General features: G+C 63.2%; 11 protein-coding genes, 1 tRNA gene and 1 pseudogene. 11 read left to right on the top strand and 2 right to left on the bottom strand.

All coding sequences use genetic code 11. From position 1 onward, the window contains the following. Positions 1 to 25: 25 nt before the first annotated feature. From IWX65_RS03680 to IWX65_RS03645, 8 genes are all read left to right on the top strand, one after another. Positions 26 to 997 (top strand): 4-(cytidine 5'-diphospho)-2-C-methyl-D-erythritol kinase, encoded by a 972-nt coding sequence (locus tag IWX65_RS03680; protein WP_196881101.1) that lies wholly within the window; start codon positions 26 to 28, stop codon positions 995 to 997. 54 nt (positions 998 to 1,051) lie between these two features. Beyond that, the gene (locus tag IWX65_RS03675; protein WP_196881100.1) at positions 1,052 to 2,884 is read left to right on the top strand and encodes an ATP-binding cassette domain-containing protein; all 1,833 of its coding nucleotides are present in this window, start codon (positions 1,052 to 1,054) and stop codon (positions 2,882 to 2,884) included. A 139-nt stretch (positions 2,885 to 3,023) separates the two neighbouring features. Further along, positions 3,024 to 3,434: an SGNH/GDSL hydrolase family protein gene (locus tag IWX65_RS03670; RefSeq protein WP_196881099.1), complete on the top strand. Its 411-nt coding sequence runs from the start codon at positions 3,024 to 3,026 to the stop codon at positions 3,432 to 3,434. A 97-nt stretch (positions 3,435 to 3,531) separates the two neighbouring features. After that, positions 3,532 to 3,603: transfer RNA gene (locus tag IWX65_RS03665), tRNA-Gln, on the top strand. Between the two features lie 71 nt (positions 3,604 to 3,674). Next, a complete protein-coding gene (glmU, locus tag IWX65_RS03660; RefSeq protein ID WP_334683625.1) occupies positions 3,675 to 5,204 on the top strand; it encodes a bifunctional UDP-N-acetylglucosamine diphosphorylase/glucosamine-1-phosphate N-acetyltransferase GlmU in 1,530 nt (509 codons plus the stop codon). After that, entirely contained in the window at positions 5,201 to 6,181 is a 981-nt protein-coding gene (locus IWX65_RS03655) for a ribose-phosphate diphosphokinase (RefSeq protein WP_196821832.1), read from the top strand. Before glmU ends, IWX65_RS03655 begins: the two co-directional genes overlap by 4 nt. A gap of 309 nt (positions 6,182 to 6,490) precedes the next feature. Next, positions 6,491 to 9,142 (top strand): helix-turn-helix transcriptional regulator, encoded by a 2,652-nt coding sequence (locus IWX65_RS03650; protein ID WP_196881098.1) that lies wholly within the window; start codon positions 6,491 to 6,493, stop codon positions 9,140 to 9,142. Continuing rightward, positions 9,142 to 11,832 carry a LuxR C-terminal-related transcriptional regulator gene (locus IWX65_RS03645; RefSeq protein WP_196881097.1) on the top strand — a complete coding sequence of 897 codons (2,691 nt, stop codon included), beginning with the start codon at positions 9,142 to 9,144 and terminating at the stop codon, positions 11,830 to 11,832. The genes IWX65_RS03650 and IWX65_RS03645 overlap by 1 nt, the downstream gene beginning before the upstream one ends. Before the next feature lie 596 nt (positions 11,833 to 12,428). Here the strand turns inward: IWX65_RS03645 and IWX65_RS03640 are convergent. After that, positions 12,429 to 12,824, bottom strand: a complete 396-nt coding sequence (locus IWX65_RS03640) for a glycosyltransferase (protein WP_196881096.1) — start codon at positions 12,822 to 12,824, stop codon at positions 12,429 to 12,431. 173 nt (positions 12,825 to 12,997) lie between these two features. Continuing rightward, entirely contained in the window at positions 12,998 to 13,438 is a 441-nt protein-coding gene (gene pssD, locus IWX65_RS03635; protein WP_334683624.1) for a PssD/Cps14F family polysaccharide biosynthesis glycosyltransferase, read from the bottom strand. A gap of 472 nt (positions 13,439 to 13,910) precedes the next feature. Between pssD and IWX65_RS18035 the strand changes: the two are divergent. The 3 genes and pseudogenes from IWX65_RS18035 to IWX65_RS03620 form a co-directional block, all read left to right on the top strand. Further along, positions 13,911 to 14,249 (top strand): annotated as a pseudogene (locus IWX65_RS18035) (AAA family ATPase); the annotation flags it as partial. A 315-nt stretch (positions 14,250 to 14,564) separates the two neighbouring features. Continuing rightward, a complete protein-coding gene (locus IWX65_RS03625) occupies positions 14,565 to 16,538 on the top strand; it encodes a helix-turn-helix domain-containing protein (protein ID WP_196881094.1) in 1,974 nt (657 codons plus the stop codon). Between the two features lie 3 nt (positions 16,539 to 16,541). Further along, a complete protein-coding gene (locus tag IWX65_RS03620) occupies positions 16,542 to 19,232 on the top strand; it encodes a helix-turn-helix transcriptional regulator (RefSeq protein ID WP_196881093.1) in 2,691 nt (896 codons plus the stop codon). The last annotated feature ends 387 nt before the right edge of the window (positions 19,233 to 19,619 follow it).

Genomic DNA, 19,619 nt, shown 5'->3' with positions numbered 1-19,619 from the left:
CCCGTGGTCATCTAGGTTGGTACCTATGGTGTTGGGCAAAGCAGGGGAGATACGAGGCAATCCGCGTTCCGTCCGGGTGGCCGCCCCTGGAAAGATCAACGTCTCGCTCCGGGTCGGCCCGCCGCGCGAGGACGGCTATCACGGTATCGCCAGCGTCTTCCTCGCCGTTTCCCTCTATGAGGAGGTCACCGCCACCCCGACGCGGGGCCCAGACATCACCGTCTCGGTGACCGGTGCGGGTCCCTTCCCCATTCCCACCGACACTGTTCCGCTGGACAGCTCCAACCTCGCTGTACGTGCAGCACGGCTGCTCGCCGAGGTGAGCCCCGCATCCACCGGCGTCCACCTGGACATCGTCAAGAAAGTTCCGGTCTCCGGGGGGATGGGCGGGGGATCGGCCGACGCCGCTGCCGCCCTGCTCGCCTGTGAGGCCCTGTGGGGCAGCGGCTTCTCCCGCGATGAGCTCGCCAAGATCGCGGGTGAACTGGGCGCGGATGTCCCTTTCGCGTTGCTTGGCGGTACCGCCGTCGGGCTGGGGGTGGGGGAGCGCCTCACGCCCGCGATCTCCAAGACGCCCCTGCACTTCGTGCTGGTCCCTGCCGACTACGGCCTGTCCACACCCGTCGTCTACCGGCTGCTGGACGAAATTCGCGAGCGGAAGGGCATCGAACCCCCGGCACAGCCGGATATCAACCCCTCGATCCTCGGTGCGATGCGCGCGGGTGACGGCCACGGGCTTGCGCCTCTGCTGCACAACGACCTCCAGGAAGCCGCGCTGGAACTTGCCCCCGGGCTGGGGGATATCCTTGAAGCGGGACATAAGGCAGGAGCGCTGGCCGGAATCGTCTCGGGTTCCGGGCCTACGGTGGCCTTCCTCGCTTCAGGCGAGGGGCACGCGGCCGAGCTTGAATCGCGGCTCACCGCGGAGGGGCTGACCGCCATGGCGGTCTATGGACCGGCCCACGGAGCGCGGATCAGGACCAGTCACCCCGCCTAGCCGGTGTCCCGCCGGCATCGATCGCACACAAGTCATTAACGAAAGCAGCACTTCTTGGCACACCTTCTCGGCGCTGAAAACCTCAGCGTCGCCTTTGTCACCCGCACCATCCTCGACGGCGTTTCCCTGGGCCTCGAGGACGGCGACCGCATCGGGGTGGTGGGGCGGAACGGCGACGGCAAATCCACCCTGATGCGTCTGCTTGCCCAGCGACAGAAGCCTGACTCGGGCCGCGTGACGCAGCGCCGCGACGTCTCGGTCGGTTACCTCGACCAGACCGACGTCCTCGACGGCGCGCTCGAAGTGGGCCAGGCCATCGTCGGGGACCAGGCTGACCATGAGTGGGCCTCCAACCCGAAAATCCGCGACGTGATGGGCGGGCTCGTCTCCGAGGTCGATTGGCATGCGAAGGTTTCCTCCCTTTCGGGCGGGCAGAAGCGCCGGGTGGCGCTGGCCAAGCTCCTGATCGGCGACGACGACGTGATCATGCTCGACGAGCCCACCAACCACCTCGACGTCGAGGGCGTGGCCTGGCTTGCGCAGCACCTCCGACAGCGGTGGCGCCCCACCGAGGGCGGCCTCCTCGTGGTCACCCACGACCGCTGGTTCCTCGATGAGATCTGCAACCATACGTGGGAGGTCCACGACGCCGTCGTCGACGATTTCGACGGCGGCTATGCCGCCTACGTGCTGGCCCGCGCCGAGCGTGACCGCATGAACTCCGTGATCGAGTCCAAACGCGTCCAGCTCGTGAAGAAGGAGCTCGCCTGGCTACGGCGCGGGGCTCCGGCACGGACGGCGAAACCCAAATTCCGCATCGAGGCCGCGAACGAGCTGATCGCCGATGTTCCGGAACCGCGTGACTCCCTGGCGCTCAGCAAGATGGCGATGTCCAGGCTCGGCAAGGATGTCCTCGACCTGGAGGGCGTCAGTTTGTCCCTCCCCGTGGACGGAGACGGGGCCGGGCAACGGACGCTCTTCCAGGACGTGACGCTGCGCCTCGCCCCGGGGCAGCGCCTGGGCCTGGTCGGGGTGAATGGATCGGGGAAGACGACACTGCTCCACCTCCTCAACGGCGACGTCCTACCCACCGGCGGCAAGGTCAAGCGGGGCAAGACCGTACAGACGGCTGTGCTCTCGCAGGAGGTCCGTGAACTTGACGAGCTTGGCAACAGCCGCGTCATCGAGGTGATCGAGGCCGAGAAACGCGTTTTCAGTGTGGGCGGCAAGGAGGTGTCGGCCAGCCAGCTCGTCGAACAGCTCGGCTTCACCAATGAGAAGCAGTGGACCCGCGTCAGCGAGCTGTCGGGCGGAGAACGCCGACGTCTGCAACTGCTCCGGCTGCTGGTCGGCGAGCCCAATGTACTCATGCTCGATGAGCCCACCAATGACCTCGACACCGACACCCTGTCGGCGATCGAGGACGTCCTGGACGGCTGGCCCGGCACCCTTGTTGTCGTTTCGCACGACCGTTACCTGCTGGAGCGGGTCACTGATTCGCAGATGGCGCTGCTTGGCGATGGCCGGCTGAGGGATCTTCCGGGAGGAGTCGACCAGTACCTTGAGCTGCGCAGGGCGGCCGGCCCACTGACAGCTACCGGTTCAGCGGCGTCTCCGGCCAACAGCGGAGGTTCCGCGGGAACGGGCGGTTCGTCGGAGGCCGAGCTGCGGCAGGCCCGCAAGGACCTGACGCGTATCGAGCGGCAGATCACCAAAGTGGACGCGCAGAAGGGCAAGCTTCAGCAGCAGATGAATGAGGCCGGATCCAAGGCCGATGCCGACTTCGACAGGATTGCGGACCTCGACGCCAAGCTGCGGGCACTGCAGACTGAGACTGGCGAGCTTGAAGAGCAGTGGATGGAAACTGCGGAGATTCTGGGCGAGTAGTTGCCCTACAAAATCGAGTAGTCAGACCGCGGGTTTACCCTCGCGCCTCCGTTATAGCGTCGTTATCGTTGGTTGAAATGACCAGTGTCGGACGCTCGTGAGGATTCTGAATGCCGTACGGTCTCAGCGTTGATGTGAGGTGGCCGACGGGTTCGAGGTTCCGCGCGGCGTGGACCTCGCCGTAGTGGAGCTGGGAACCAACGACACCGGGCGGAACAACCCCGTCGGGGACTTCGGCGTCCAGTACGCGGCGTATCTGGATGACCTCGAGGAAGCTTCTCCCGGCGTACATCTCGTGTGCCTCGGCGTCTGGTATCCGGCGTCGGACCAAACTACCGGGTTCAACGCCGCCATCGAGCGCGAGTGCACCAGCCGCGGTGGCGTGTTTCAACCGCTGTCGGGCCTTTTCGGGGAAACCGGACTGCGGGGTCCGGAGGGAAAACCGACCTGGCTGGGGAACTCGGACGCCTTCCACCCGAACGACGCCGGTCACGAACGGATTGCGGAGCTCGTGAAGGAGCGCATATCAGCGCTGGAAAGTGCTTCCTAGGGCAGCCCATCGTTCCGGCTCGCGGTCGGGCGCCGGGACGTGGCAAACTAGATAACCGTGCGCAGGTGCCCCGCCGTCCCGGCAGGGCATGGCGCGGTCCGCCCTGGTGTAATGGCAGCACCCCAGCCTTTGGAGCTGTGGAGTATAGGTTCGAATCCTATGGGCGGAACGGCCGAATGCGCCGCGTAGAATTGCGCCGGGTCCGTCCGGCCGATCAGAACCAGGTAGGAGCGCTTCTTCGTGAGCCCCCAGAACCCAGACACTGCCAAGCCGTCCCTTCCGGGCTCCTCCCCTCCGGCCGCAGTGATCGTTCTCGCTGCCGGTGCCGGCACCCGGATGAAGTCGCGTATCCCCAAGATCCTGCATCCGCTCGGCGGCCTTTCGATGGTGGGCCATGCGCTCGAGGCTGCGCGCGGGCTCGAACCGCACGCGCTCGCCGTCGTCGTGCGGCATGAGCGTGAACGCGTGGCCCGGCACATCACCGAGCTCGACGGCGGGGTCCACCTTGTCGACCAGGATGACGTCCCGGGCACCGGCCGCGCCGTACAGGTTGCCCTCGACGCGCTGGACGTGGACGCCGGCCGGCCCCTCAGCGGCACCGTTGTGGTGACCTACGGCGATGTGCCGCTGCTCACGTCCGAAACGCTGGTGGCACTGGTGAAGGCACACAACGACGGCGCAAACGCCGTCACGGTCCTGACCGCAGTCCTTGATGATGCAACAGGTTACGGCCGAATCGAGCGTGCTGCCGACGGCACCGTCACGGCGATCGTGGAGCACAAGGACGCTACAGCAGCGCAGTTGGCCATCCGCGAAGTGAATTCCGGGATCTATGCGTTCGACGCCGGGATCCTGCGCAGCTCTCTGCTACAGGTGGACGCTGACAACTCGCAGGGCGAGATGTATCTGACGGACGTGCTCGGCATCGCCCGGGCCGGCGGCGGGCGTGTGGCCGCGATCGTGGCTACTGACCGCTGGCAGGTGGAAGGCGCGAATGATCGGGTCCAGCTCGCACATCTCGGCGCGGAATTGAACCGCCGCGTCCTTGAGCGGTGGATGCGTGCGGGTGTCAGCATCGTGGATCCGGCGACCACCTGGATCGATGCGACAGTGCTGTTGGCCGAGGACGTGACCATCCTGCCCGGCACCCAGCTGCACGGAGCCACGAAGGTGGCGCGCGACGCCGTCGTCGGACCTGGCACCACACTCACCGACGTGCAGGTGGGGGAGGGCGCCTCGGTGATCCGTACGCACGGTACAGGCGCCCGCATCGGCGCCGGCGCCTCGGTGGGGCCCTTCACCTACCTCCGACCCGGCACGGTCCTTGGCGAGGACGGGAAGATCGGGGCTTTCTATGAGACCAAGAACGTGACGGTGGGCCGGGGCTCCAAGCTGTCCCACCTCGGATACGCCGGCGATGCCGAGATCGGCGAGTACACGAACATCGGGTGCGGCAATATCACAGCCAACTACGACGGCGTCAGCAAACACCGCACGGTGATCGGCTCGCATGTCCGCACCAGCTCCAACACCGTTTTCGTTGCACCTGTCACCGTTGGGAACGGCGCGTACACCGGAGCGGGGGCAGTGATTCGCAAGGACGTACCGCCGGGAGCACTGGCCGTGAGCTTTGCTCCCCAGCAGACCACCGAGGGCTGGGTGTCCGAAAAACGCCCAGGATCAGCTGCTGCGGAGGCCGCGGAAGCGGCCCGTATCCTGGCTTCCACCGACACCCCCAGCACCCCCATAGAAGAAGGCGGTCACGCATGAGCGAGATTACGGCACGCGGCGAGAAGAAACTGGTGCTCGCCTCAGGGCGAGCACATCCCGAACTGGCCGAGGAGATCGCGTCCTGGCTCGGGACCGAGCTGCTGCCGGTTTCTGCCTATGATTTCGCGAACGGCGAGATCTACGTACGCTCGGGCGAAAGTGTCCGCGGTACCGACGTGTTCGTCATCCAGGCGCACCCTGCACCGCTGAACAATTGGCTCATGGAACAGCTGATCATGATCGATTCGCTCAAGCGGGCTTCGGCCAAGCGCATCACTGTCGTCTCGCCGTTCTACCCCTACGCCCGGCAGGACAAGAAGGGCCGTGGCCGCGAACCTATTTCGGCGCGGCTCATCGCCGACCTGTACAAGACGGCGGGCGCCAACCGGCTCATGTCCGTGGACCTGCACACCTCGCAGATCCAGGGCTTCTTCGACGGGCCGGTGGATCATCTCATGGCCATCCCTCTGCTCGCCGACTACATTCGGTCACGGGTCGACGCCGACAACGTCACTGTCGTTTCGCCCGACACCGGACGCGTCCGTGTAGCGGAGCAGTGGGCGGAACGCCTCGGGGGAGCGCCGCTGGCCTTCGTCCACAAGAGCAGGGACCTGACCGTACCGAACCAGGCGGTTTCCAAGCAGGTAGTGGGCCAGGTGAAGGGTCGAACGTGCGTACTCATCGATGACATGATCGACACCGGTGGAACCATCTCGGGAGCAGTGCAGGTCCTCAAGAATGCAGGCGCAAAAGACGTCATCATCGCCGCAACGCATGCAGTTTTCTCCGATCCCGCGGCGCGCCGCCTCGCCGAATCCGGAGCCCGTGAAGTGGTCGTCACCAATACCCTGCCAATTCCCTCCGAGAAGAGATTCCCGCAGCTCACAGTGCTCTCCATCGCGCCGCTGATCGCACGGGCTATCCGCGAAGTATTCGACGACGGCTCGGTGACAAGCCTGTTTGACGGAAACGCGTAGATCTCTTGCCACTCGGTCCTCGGCAGGCACGTGATCCCGCCTCTTGGATAAGTAATACCGGGTGGGCGTGGCGCGGGTGGGCGAGTAGAAAGCGGGGGCCGACTGTCGTGACCGTTCACGTGAGTAAGTGGGAAACCGAGTAGGTATCCGGATTCTTCCCGCATGCACCACTCGTGAAATTACAGGTTCCTGTTCCTAGGCTGGAAAAAGCATTTCCACAGACTGGGGAAGGGGAAGCCGTCTCATGGGATCTCATCGATTCTTGTTCTCGCACATCGGGTCTCAGGGAACACCGTCGGGAGACCCGGCATGAGTGCCGCCGCTCCGCAGTCCTTCATCGGACGTTCGAGGACGCTCGACGAGTTGGGTGAAGTTTTCACGGGCGGCCCTGCTGCAGGTGCAGTCCTGGTCGGGCCGGCAGGTGTCGGCAAGACAGCACTTCTCCAACGGGCACTTCAGCTTGCTGCCCCTACCATTCATATCGTGCGGGTTCGGGGTTCGGAGCAATCCGCTCACTCGTCGTACCGGGCTATCGACTTTCTTATGTCGAATCTGGAGCCGGACCACCTGGGACACCCGGTCCTGGTTCTTCAGGGTCTCACGGCACTGTTCGATGCCCAGGCAGAAGGCCGGCCCGTAGTGGTCGCGGTGGACAATGCCGAGCACCTGGATGCCGCTTCGTCCATGATCCTCAGCCAGCTGGTGCTCGGTGGAACCGTGCAGGTGATCCTGGCGACGCGCGACTTCTCAAGGGTGGACCCCGCTTTCTTGGCGTTGTGGAGTGAAGGCTCGCTGCATCGGTTCGACCTCGAGGAATTCACCTTCGAGGAAGTAGCGCTTTTCGCCGAAGCCGAGCTCGGGTCGCCGATCTCAGGCGAGGCCGTTCGTGTGGCACGGCAGCGAAGTGCCGGTAACCCCAGGTTTCTCAAAGGAGCCCTCCGCGAACTCCGGGTGCAGGGACAACTCGTGCTGAGCGGGGGTTCCTGGGCAGTGGTCCCCGGGCGGCTCAGCGTCTGCAGTGAGGCGTCAGTGGGTGCGGCGGATCTCCTCAAGGACTGCACCCCGACGCAACGCTCGCTCATGGACCTCATTGCCCTGGCCGGACGCCTCCCGTTGACGAGGCTTCTGGCTGACGGCCACGGTACGGCGATCGACGGGCTTCAGGCGCTGGGGCTCATCCAGGTGGACCACTGCACTCCGGTGATCGTGCGCTGCGCAACCCTTTTCCTTTCGGGTGCCCTCGCGGCGCCCATCCCGCACGGGAAGGCACTTGTCCTCTACAACCAGTTGGTCGGTGGTGCTGACGGTCAGGAGATATTGGGCCTCGACGTCGAAGCGCATGTCGCGTGGCGTCGAAGATGTGCGCTACCCGTGGATCCGAATACCGCGGTCCTGGCGGCCCGGAGCGCAAACCATCGCGGGCGGTACGCCGAAGCCCTCGACCTCAGTGCCCTGCATCCCGACGGCGGCCCGCGCGGTGCTGGTGCGGTCGAAATGCTGCGGGCGCTCATCGGCCTCGGGGATTATGAGGGAGCCCAGGCGGCACTGTCCCAGATTTCGCGCGGGAACGGTAACCCTGACCTCGAGAGCCGTGTCCGGCAACAGATAGTTAAGGCGGACATCCTCCGGCATCGGGGAGAGGCCGGTGCGGAACGGCCGCTTGATGAGGCGGAAGAGATCCTCAAGGCGGGGGAAAGCCTCCTCGACGAACAGGGGCGGGCGCACCTTTGGGACGAACTGCTGCTGTCCCGCGCAGAACTCAACTCGCACCTGGGTCGTTTTCGGGAAAATGAGACCCTCCTGCAGCGCATGTGGGTGGGAACCAGCCCTCGCGTTTCGGACATGCTGATCCGTCTCCAGACTCTGCTGTGCGAGGCATGGATCCTGACGAACAAGCAGCTGGAGGCATTGGAGCTCGCAGACGCGGTGGCGGTTGCCCTGTCGGATGATTCACTGAGCTGGTATACGAAAGAACTCGCTTGGGCCCAGGTCCAGGATGCCCACCGCATGGTCGGTGACCGGTCATCCACCGTCCAGGTGCTCAATCAGGCGGCCCTCGAAGTTCCCGGAATCGACATGTCCGGCCAGTCGTGCGGAGTCATGGCGCGGGGGCTTGCCCTGGTGTCGGTCGGACGGCCGGAAGCGGCGTTGTCGTCACTGATCCCGGTATTCAACCAGCTTCAGATTCGGGATCCGCAGGGTCTTCTTCCAGCTGCAGCCGCGGGCATCGCCTACTGCTATGCGATCGAAGGCGACATCAAGCAGGCCATCCATTATCTCCCGTTCAGTGAAGCCTCGTCCAGCAGCCCATGGAAGATCCAACGGATCGCCCGCTATTTTCAGATCCTGGCATCCGCCCATATGGAATCGAAGGCAGCTGCGGCGAGGGATCTTCATAGCCTTGCTCGGAACGATGCCAACCGCGGAACCAGGGCTTTCCAGCTCTTCGCTCTCTGCAGCGCCGTCCGGCTGGGTGATCGCAGCGCCATCGAGCCCCTTGCCTCGACGTCGGCTGGTGCCCAGGGAGCGTACGCGCGGCTATGTGAAACCTACGCCAAAGGGCTCGGCAACAGTGATAGTGAACTGCTGGTACAGGCCATGGAGATGGCGGCGGGCATGGGGGACCACAAGTTCGCCCGGGAGGCCGCCCAGACAGCCGTGCAGCTCGCCCAAAATTCCTCGGACAAGCGTGCAATACGCCATATCCAGCAACGCGTACGCTCCGTGGTTCCTGATGTCGATGCCTTGAACACCACTGGGGAGAAACTGGAGGGGTTGACCAAAAGGGAGAGGGAAGTGGCGTTCGCCGCGGCGGCTGGTGCGTCGAACCGGGACATTGCCCAGCAGATGTGCGTCTCGGTGAGGACTGTCGAGGGCCACCTCTATCAGCTTTACTCGAAACTGAGTGTGAGTTCGCGCGCCGAGCTTGCCGAGCTTTTCCCGGGCACCAGCACACAGTAATGGCAAGCGAACCTCGGGAGCCTGTGCCTGTGGGACGAAACGACCTCGTCGATGAGTTGCTGGGCAGCGTGAAGGAGCGGACGTCGAGCGGGGCCATCGTCTACGGACCCATCGGAATGGGTAAGAGCGCACTGGCGCGCCACCTGGCGGGAACCGTGCAGGATTTCGGAGTACCTTTCCTGCTGCATGCGGGAGCGGGTATGGCCAATGTTCCCTATGGTGCCCTGACGCCTTGGCTGGCTAACGCGTCCGCGGCGGACATGGGAAGTTCCGTTTCAGTGCTCCGCGCGCTCGTTCTGTACTTTCGGACGCGTTCGGCCGGCAGGCCGGTCGTCATCATCGTCGACGATGCCCACGCCCTCGATCCGGACAGCAGCCATCTTCTGGCACAGCTCGTCACTGCGGGGACCGTCAAGCTCCTTGCGTTCGCGAGGAAGGTCCCGGGCCGTTCAGAGGAGCTTTCCTCACTCAGCGAGGACGGGCTCCTCTCCCGGTTCGAGCTGCAGAGCCTTCCGTTCGAGGACGTGCGGAAAGTATGCGAGATCGGGTTGGGAGGAAGGATCTCGCAGGGAGCCTGCGCGTATTTCATGGGAGAATCCGAGGGGAATCCGCTGTTCCTCCGCTCGCTACTCGAACATGCCGTTCGAACCGAGGCCCTGGCATTCAGCGACGGGACGTGGGTTCTCATTGCCAAACCTGACGGCCTCGATCCGGGTCTGTCCGACCTCGTCGCGAGCGTTGTGCGTCAGCTCCCGGAGGCCCAGAGCGACATCCTGGGAGCGGTAGCCCTTGCCGGGAAGCTTCCCATGACGGATCTTTCCGCACTGGGCGGGGACGACGACGTTCGGGCGCTACTCGCGTCAGGGCTTCTCCTGCCGCTTCCCACCGAACATTCACTTGTTGCCTGTCATCCGCCCCTCTACGGTCGGATCGTTCGGACGCTCGTTCCAGCCGCGCGGAGCGCCTCCCTGAGGGAGCGCGTCACTAGTGTGGGCCGAGGACTCCCGGCTTTCGGCAAGGGCCGGATCCGGCACCTCCACTGGGCGCTCGACTGCGGCGCGACGGTCGATGATCCAGTTCTTCTCGACGCCGCCCATGTGGCAACGAGCCGTTCCGACCCCGAGTCCGGCATGCGTTTCGCCGGCGCTGTACAGGGAGGCGGAAGTATGCCGGCGGCCGCGGTTGAAACGGCGAGGGCGCAGTTTCTCCTTGGTCAACCGGTTCTGATGGAAGCCTCCGTCTTCTCACTCATGGAGACGGCGAAGGACCCGGAAACGCTGTCCGCAGCCGCGATTCTCGCAGCGAGAGTGACCTTCGCGGTGCATGGAACGGCAGAGGACGTACATGCGGCTGTGCGCCGCATGAACCAGTTGCTCACGACGAGGTTCGATAATCCAGCGGACGCGATGAAATCCGTGGGATATGCCCGGTCCGAAGCGCAACTCCTGAGCTGCTTCGCCCTGAACCTCGAGGGACGGTACGTCGAGGCAGAAGACATACTGCGGCGGCTTCTAGAATCCACCACACCGGACGCGAAGCTCACGGTGCTGGCGTGCGCAATTCTCGGTGAAGCTCTCGGCGCGACCGGCCGCGGGACGGAGGGACGGAAATTGACAGCACGCGCGCTCGGGATGATCGGGAGGGCGCCGTATGCACTGGCCGAATTGCAGAGCCTCACCCTCACTCGCCACCTCAGTCTGCTGATCCATACCGGCGAATTCGCCGAGGCGGAAGCCGTGTTGCGGGGGCACCAGGATGATGAAGGCGACAGCCTCTTCTATTCAGCAGGGACGCTCTCGGCATTCGAGGCGATCCTCGAGGTCCGGAGAGGCCGATTTCACGGCGCATCCCCGCTGTTGTCAACAGCCATTGCCACCCTGCGGTTGTCAGACCGGGACGTGGTTCTTCCCTATGTTCTTGCCGTTGCATCCTGGGCTGCCGCAGCAGTGGGTCAGGAGGCACGCTCCCGGAGCCTTGCGGAGGAATTCACTGGTCTCTCCCACACCGGTGCGTTGGCGTTCTCACTCATCGGTAAGGCACATGTCGCCGCTGCCTTCGTGCTGCTTGAACCGACTGTCGAACATCTTGCCCACCTGGCCGACCTCGCCGGCACCGCCCGAAAAAGAGGCATGTGGGCTTGCGAGAAGGACATCCTCGAGATGTCACTTCTCTGCGGTGACGAACGCCATGTCGGGCGCCTCGCCCAGCTCACCTCCTCATTCGAGGGCATCGAGGCAGAGGTTCTTTCCGAGTATGCCCAGGCGGTCCTGACCAAGAATCCGGCCAGGATGGAGCATGCAGGCGATCTCGCCGAAAATAGCCAAAAGCAGTCACTTTCCGTGGATGCCGCGGCCCGGGCGCTCCGTCTCTATGCAGCAAGTGGTGACCATTCAGCTCAGCGGGGAGTACTGAGGGCGCTCCGCCGCCGTACAGGACTGATGGAACGGGCCAACGGACTTATCGGGGGGAGTTCTGACCAGGTCCGGGACCTCACGGCACGCGAACGGGAGATTGCGTTGCTTGCGGTCAACGGCGAGTCGAACCGTGCAATCGCCGATCGGCTGACCGTCTCGGCAAGGACGGTGGAGGGTCACCTGTACCGCATCTACAGCAAGCTCGGCATCAGCCGGCGTGAAGAGCTGGCGACCGTCTTCGAAGCCCCTTCCGACGCCCGCACGAATGCGCAGTAGGTGAACATCCGGAACCTCCAGCATCCCGCCACTGATTGGGTAGGAGCGGTGACGGTTGCAGGTAATCAGAACTGCAATGATCAGGTAGTTGGTGAGTCAATTCAGGTTCCTCCTACTCGTGAGAGTTGAAGGCGGCTCGATTATCGTTGGACATGCTGGGCCGGTCCGAGGGACCTGGTCCAGCTACCGGTATGACGGGCTCCGACGAATCAGGTGCCCCTTGTACCAGCCCCACGCGGGCCCCTAGGTCGGGGTCGGCGGCGTAGAAGTCTTCCTGAGACCAAGGCTTCATCCCCAGCCGCCGCCGACCCCTCTTCCCGATCCTCCGGTACCCCTCCCTGACGGCCGGCCGGTGTCGACCCAGCCCGGTTCCGGGCAAGCTCCCCCACTAGGGCTGAGTAGACGCAAGGGGCGATCAGTAGGACACCTCCGGCGACGGATCGGCGGCCTTTTTCATGGAGGAACCGGCGGCGACATGGCAGCCCGGTAGGAGTTCGGGCGCTATGCCTCAACGGGCTGCCGGCTGCCCCGGCGTGCTCCTCGGGCGGAGCGCAACGCGAGGAGCACGCCTGGCCAGCCGACTATGGACGGGTGGACTACCGGTTGAGCAGGAGCTGACGGATACGCCGCACCGCGATGGGTCCGGTGGGGGCCTTGTCCAGCCGGTCCACGGCCAGGCCGAGTTTGTACGCCGCGGCAGTAGCACCCGAGTTCCTGGGTGGTGTGCGGACTGATTTGGGATTCCTCAGTGCGGCTTCGGTCCTCTCGATGAAGGTTTCGAAGTCCTCCGCCAGGATGGCGTTGCCGAGCGCCGCCATGGTGCGCGAGAAAGCCACCTGATGTCCGTCGACCACTTCGTTGAGCTCAGGCAGGCGTGGGACGGCTATCGGCAGGTGCCCCACCTCACGGGCGTCAAGAATGGAGCCCGGACCGCCCTGGACGATCACGACCGTGGCTTGAGCATAAAGTCCCAGCAGCTCTTTCCGTGGCATACGCGTTATGCCACGGGCATGATCAGGCGGGCGGCTAGCTCCATGCTGCACAACGCAGGCAGGTTTTTCATCCTGGGAAGCGAGCCACTCGTCGACCCACCCCACCAGGCGGTCGAACTTGTGATGGTCGGTCCCCAAGGATACGACTACCTGGGGAGACTGGCTACACGCGCTCACAGCACAGGGCCGATGTTGATGGCGTCCGGGTAGAAGCGAAGCTGCTCCTCCCACTGGACGCAGATTATTTCGGACAACGGGTAACAGAGCCGGCCGCTCAGCGTGGGCATGGTGATGCGGTCGAAGCACTCGATATACACGGTGTGGATCTTGAGCAGCCGCGCCATGAGGAAAAAGGGAACGCTCACTCCGGCCCCGATGGACACCACGACATCGGGCCTGTCCCGACGCAGGGTGGGCCATGCGAGGGCAAGATTCCTGATCGCGTTCGGGACATTCCGGGTGGTCGGGTAGAAGCACCAGGTAACATCCTCTTCCGCGAGGGCAGCCTCCACCTCCGGCCGCCGGAAAGTGACCCAGGACCTTGCGTGATGGCGCCACCAGGGTTCCAGTGGAAGTAGTTGCGCGAGATGCCCGCCGGCCGACGTCACAAACATGATTTTCAGTCAGGTGCCTTCTATCCCCAGATTTTCAAGCCGTCCCCTGAGCGTAGGTTCGAGGCTTGACGCCGGCACGAGTATGGACTGCGGGAACAGGCCGCTTCGGCAACCACGAGTACTCGCCTGGCTGTTCTGCACGGGCCCTCCCGGCGGCGCCCGCAGGCGGCCTGTCCACCGGGGATCAACCGGTACTGGGTTATGCGGCTGGGAGGTACTTGAATCGGTCGATCTTCTCGACACGACCGGCTGCATCGGGTACATCGGGACTTGAGGCAACCGATCGAGCCACCATGCACTAGATTCTGATACACAGGTTCAGTCGTCGGTTTTCATAGACGGTATTGAGGAAGCGCTCTAGACTAAGGCGATCATCCTGAGATAGTCGTCCGCTCCTTGGGAGGAAAGCGAAAATGGTCTCTTTATTTATCGGCAGTTTTTTCTGCGTCTTTTTTCGAATGGCTGATTCGAGGTGACCATTCCTGCGCCAAGGGGGAAAGTAGTCGGGCGCGAGGATCTGGTAAGCAAGACGGCTGCGCAGTTGCTGCCCAGTTGCGGAGGGGCGATCCTGACCGGCGAATCCGGGATCGGTAAGACAACAATTGCCAAGCTTGCTCTCGAAAAAGTATCCGGCAAGTTCCATGTCGAATATATCCGTGGAACTGCAGGCTCCGCCAAGAGGCCATACGGTGCTTTGGAGTTCTTGCTGAATGGCCTGGATGAGGACACTCTCCGCCATCCTGCCCTTTTGCTCGAAGGGCTCGCCCAGGTCCTTCTGGACAAGGCGGGCGGACGCCGAATCCTCATATCGGTCGAGAATGCGGATTGGATTGATCCGCTCGCTGCATTCACGCTCGCCCAACTTGTGCGTGCGAGACTGGTCACGCTGCTGATAACCTGCCGCGATGTTGATGCGGGTGGTGCTGAATTCGCCAAGCTTTGCCTCGAGAATCATCTTCGACGAATTGAGATCGGACCACTCGATTTTCGCAGCAGCGCAGATCTTATCGAGCAGGTTGCGGGCGGGGGAGTCTCTTCCCTCGCCATCCAGAGTCTCTGGTCCACGGCCAGGGGAGTGCCGATGCATCTTCACATTCTCACGAAGGAGCAACTTCGGGAAGGCTCCTTGCGATTGCACAATGGTGTGTGGGTGCTCGCCGAACCATTGGTGCTTTCGGGAGAGGTCGCATCAGGGGCTCTTGCCAAACTGGACGCCTTCCCGGATCAGGAGCGGTTCGTCGTCGAAATTCTGGCTCTCGCCGGTGAGCTGCCCTTAAGCGTTCTGGCAGGGCTGGTGGACCCTTCCGTCGTCGACAGGCTCGAGGAGCAACTGGTCCTCGAAACGAAGCTGATTCGATCACCCGTAGTGCAGCTCAAGGACAGGTTGTTCGCCGATGCCATCCGGGCCAATCTTCCGCCGGGGCGCTGCCGGAGCTTGTGGGAGGACATGATGCCTACGGTGCGCCCCTCGGATATGACTAAGCTGAGCCTCCCGCATTATGTGCTGTGGGGACTGGATAGTGGCGCCCGGCCGGACGACGAATTGCTGCTTGTGGCAGCGTCGACGGCAAACGAGCTACGCGATCCGGCGGCGGCACTACGGATCGTGCAGGTCATCGAAAACCGCAGGTGCAATCCCAGGGCTGTGGTGGAGGAGGTCAGGGCACTCGTCGCACTGGGCCGCTGGGACGAAGCCGACTCGACGCTGGCCGGAATGGAGCCGCTCACCGAAGCCGAGGCGCCTGAGGTAGTTGCTGCGGTGATGATCGAGAACCTGCGGGTATCCCGATCGGTTTCGCGGGTCACCCCTGTGGGGCCGGACGAATCCCTTCGGTCCGCCATCAATACGGCACTGCACCAGCTTCCAGAGGCCGACCAGGCAATGCTCGCGAACCATATGGTGCTCGCCGAAGCAGAACAGTTCTGTTTCGAGGGCAGATACAGCGAAATCCCCGAAACCGTCCTCGGGATGTACGGGAATCATGACCTGCCCTTCAGCCAGCGGGTGAGGGCCGGCGGCATGACCGCTGAGGCCTTCGCCATGACGGGCAGGCAGCATGAGAGCGTGGAACTCGCCCGAAGCGTCCTCGAGGAGCTTTGGCAGGACGACCTTCCGGGAAGTGTCCGCGGCGAGGTGCACTTTCAGGTTTTCACCTCACTAATGGTGTCAGGCATGTTCGCTGAATGCCTTGACATGCTGGAGCGGGGTTCGGAGTTGAAAGCTGCGAGGCTTGGTGAATTGGTCGGCGGTGAGCTCGCACGGGGGTTGGTTCATGCCTACGGCGGTCGACCCGACGTCGCGCTCCAGTCGCTCCTTCCTGCACTCAGCCAATTGCAGGTGCAGCGACCCAGCGCCCTGTTGCAGTTGGCTCATGCGGCCACTGCCTATGTTCTGAGCCTTCAACAAAAGGCAGGTCAGGCGCAGGAGCACGCCGCTCTTGCCCGTGCGTTCGATTCCCGGGGGCCATGGATTGTTGGACGGGCAGCCTCCTACTTTCTTCTGCTCAGTAGGACGAACCATTCGAAGGAAGCGGCAGCGGCAGAGCTTTTTCGGCATGCGGAGGAGGAATTCCTGCTGGGCAACAGCGGCCACGGCCTTTCCTTTCTATCAGCCGCTGTCCGGTTGTCGGGAGCAGAGTCCGGTGCGCGGCTCGCGGAGGCAGCGCAGAAGACGGACGGCCTGCTGGGTGAGATGTCGGAGTACCTGGGCAACGGGCTTTTTCTCGATGATGCTCAATTGCTTTTGAAAGCAGCGAGATTCGCCAGGGAAGCAGGAAATACGCTTCTTTACTTCGAAAGTGCCTCCGCTGCTCATGCTGCGGCTCTTCGATCCGGGAACAAATCCGACATCAAGGTGGCGCGGACACTCGAGAACGCCAGCTATCGGCAATTGCATTACTCCAACAGCCCGGACAGGGTACTTGCCCTCCTCACACCGTTCGAGTTGGAGCTCGCGCGCCGAGCGGCAGAAGGCACGACGAGTGCAGAACTCGGAAGGGAGCTCAATCTATCAACCCGTACCGTCGACTGGCACCTTGGAAGGCTGTTCGACAAGCTTCATATTTCCGGGCGGGTCGAGCTTTCTGAAATCGTGGGCTAGCCGTTGAGCGAACGCGCGCTCCAGAGCTCAGGATCCCATCGCCTTATCGGCCGGAGCAGTGATCTGGCCACTGTTCTAGATGGCATCCGGGATTTCCGGGGAGTTCTGGTGGAAGGTGAATCCGGGTCGGGCAAGAGCGCATTGGCCAACGCGGTCGTGCGGGAAATCGCCCCGAGCCAGGAGGTTTTCTACATCACCGCCAGCGCCGCTGTGGCGACCGTGCCGTATGGTGCGCTGGCTCCGTTGCTCACACAACTCTCAGCCGGCGAGTCGACCTCACCGCTTGCCGTGATGCGTACCGTCCTCGCCAGGCTGCAAAGCCCGGATCGAGGCACCGGGCCACCCGGGCGTGCTCGGGTAGAGCCGGCGCTGATGGTCCTCGACGACGCGCACGAGTTGGATGACTCGACCGTGGAGTTGGTCGTCCAATTGGTTTCGTCGATGCAGGTCAAGGTGTTGGTGCTTGCCAGGCCCGGGCGGAACAGTGCCTCCGCCATGTTGGCGACGGCGCTCGATGGTCTTCTGATACGCCACTCGTTACTCCCCCTGACCCAGGAGCAGGTCCACGAGTTGTGTGAGGAGGTACTCGGCGGAAGATTGTCGGCCGTTTCCTCCTCGCTCGTCGCCAGCATCACCGGGGGAAACCCACTGCTTGTCCGAGCCCTCATCTCCGGGCCCACACTCCAGGAGCATTTCACCGCCAGTGAGGGTGTGTGGATTCTCACGAGCCAGTTCAGTTCAAATACGAAACTGGAGGAGCTTCTCAAACGCCACCTTTCCGGCCTGTCCGCGGATGAGCGCGAAACGATGGAAATCGTTGCGCTTGCTGAACCGATTGCGCTGGCGCACCTGTTCAAGGTAGGCCGCCATACCGATGTGGATGTGCTCGCTGAGGCCCGCCTCATCGACATCTCGAAAGCTCCCGGCCGGCTGGTTCGTCCTCGCTACCGACTGTACGGGGAGGTCCTGCGGCACATGGTTCCGGCCGGGCGAAGTCTCAGGCTGCGGCGGCGGCTTGCTGAAAAGCCGCCGGATGAGCCGCTCACCGTTGAAGCGCAGTTGCGGTACCTCCTGTGGTCGCTCGACTGTGGGGAAACGGTCGACCAGGAGCGGTTGCTTTGGGGTGCGGTAGTGGCGAACAACCTTACCCAGGCATCATCGGCCCTGAGATTAGCGGGGGAGATCACCGCGCCCGAGTTGCTGGGCGCCGGGCGAGCCCAGCTGGCGCGCGCCTACGCACGGCTCGGGGAGTACAAGCGCGCCTGCAGTATTCTCGGTGATCTCGCACACAGTGCCACCGACTTCCCGACCATCAAGCTCTGTGCGTTCCTCAGCTCCCAACTCGAGCATCGCTCGCACCAAACCTCTGACGGAGCCGCAACCCGTCCTGGTATCTGGCTGGCCAAACTCGATACGCTCGCAAAGTCCGGCACCGCAGCAGCCGGATCCGCAAGCGGAACCGTCGCAATTGAGCTATACCGTGAACTGCTGACGATTCAGCGCGACCTTCGATCGACGACACACGGGGGCCTCGCTGAACGACTCTCCGAAATCCTCAGAATCGCCGAAGTGACGCTCGACGAGGACGCGATACTCCTGGCCCTGACACTTTTGGGCGAGACTCTGGCATCCACTGGCAGGCCGGAGACAGCGGTAGAGTTCACCACCAGGGCGGTGCGGAGACTCGAGAAGGTCGACAACCACCACCCTTTGTCCTACGAGCATGTACTGGTCCGGCATCTGTACTTCCTCATCCGCGCAGGGCATCAGCATGAGGCGGAGGAGGAGCTGGCGTCCTACCGCCGTAAGCTCATGGGAGGCCTGCCCGACGTCGCAGGTGCGCACGATGTGGCGTTGGCCGTCCTCTATCTGGCCAAGGCACAGAATGCCAATGCGCTCGACGTCCTCGTTTGTGCAATCGAGGAGCTGAGGGTTCTCGACCTCTTGTCCCTGCGCCCTTTCGCACTGGCACTAGGCGCTTTCATCGCAGCCGAGGCGGGTGATGCCGCGCTCGCCGGGACTTTCGTCAGCGAGTACAAAAACCTGCTGCACACCGGGGTCCCGGCGTTCGAACTGATCAGCAGAGGTTATGTCGCCGGAGCACAGGTTATGCTCACCGAGGATGGGGAGGCGACCGCGCATCTACTGGCGCTGAAGCAGGAAGCCAAAGCCAAAGGATGGTCGGCCTCCGAACTGGAGGTCACGCTCCTGGCTATCCGACTCGGTATCGCGGACTCGATTCCCGAGTTACGGCTGCTCGCCGAGGCAACCGAAGGTGCCGAGGCAACTGCTTTGTTGTCCTTCGCCGATGCAGCGCTGAACCGAACCCCGGAGGGACTCATCCAGGCTGCGGAAGAGGCGACAACCGGCGGATTCGAGGGAATTGGAATCCTTGCCCTGCGGGAGGGGTTGCGCCTCGCCAAGAGCCAGGGGAACCGCCCGGCACAGGCGAGCATTTCCCGTTCGTTGGCGCGATGGAATGAAACCGTTGCAGTTGCACAACCGTCAGCCGGCGTATCGAAACTCACCAGGCGTGAACGGGATATAGCCAGGTTGGTGATCGACGGCAAGAAGAATGCGGAGATAGCCGATCTCCTCACCCTGTCGGTGCGTACCGTCGAAGGGCACGTGTACAGGATCTTCGAGAAACTCGCCATCAACCGGCGCGAGGATCTGACCCAGGAATACCTGTAGCAGGGTAGTTCTACTTGCGTGCCGGTCAACCGGTACCGCCGCCGCAGGAGTGAGTAGGCGCTCTCGGCCGACCCAGCAGTTCTTTCGAGTACGGGGCTTAGATACTGCTTTTAAAGAGCGAATTCTGATTCCTCTCCGGGTAGCTCCAGATTCGAGTCGAGTACCTTCTACGCGTGTGCACCGGGCCTGCTTTTTCTACTGTTAGCAGATCGATTGGTACGGCTGGGTGAACGAATAGATCGAGTGGTCTCAAGCAAAAAATAAACGGGTGAAGTTTCGGCGGCGATTAACAGGCTCATCGTAATTGAGGGTGTAGGTGGGGTCTGAAGCCGCCTGATTCGAGCAGGCTGCGGGCGATGTAATTGGTGAGGTTACGGAAGCCGAGGG

Source organism: Arthrobacter sp. CAN_A214, from assembly GCF_015751955.1.
Classification (GTDB): Bacteria; Actinomycetota; Actinomycetes; order Actinomycetales; family Micrococcaceae; genus Arthrobacter_D.
The sequence above is the reverse complement of the archived record's forward strand: the minus strand, read 5'-3'. Positions and strand labels throughout refer to the sequence as shown.

Excerpts from the sequence above, each read along its gene's own strand:
- IWX65_RS03655 (WP_196821832.1), top strand. The coding sequence starts at position 5,201 with ATGAGCGAGATTACGGCACGCGGCGAGAAGAAACTGGTGCTCGCCTCA.
- pssD (WP_334683624.1), bottom strand. The coding sequence starts at position 13,438 with ATGTTTGTGACGTCGGCCGGCGGGCATCTCGCGCAACTACTTCCACTG.
- IWX65_RS03640 (WP_196881096.1), bottom strand. The coding sequence starts at position 12,824 with ATGCCACGGAAAGAGCTGCTGGGACTTTATGCTCAAGCCACGGTCGTG.
- IWX65_RS03650 (WP_196881098.1), top strand. The coding sequence starts at position 6,491 with ATGAGTGCCGCCGCTCCGCAGTCCTTCATCGGACGTTCGAGGACGCTC.
- IWX65_RS03645 (WP_196881097.1), top strand. The coding sequence starts at position 9,142 with ATGGCAAGCGAACCTCGGGAGCCTGTGCCTGTGGGACGAAACGACCTC.
- IWX65_RS03680 (WP_196881101.1), top strand. The coding sequence starts at position 26 with ATGGTGTTGGGCAAAGCAGGGGAGATACGAGGCAATCCGCGTTCCGTC.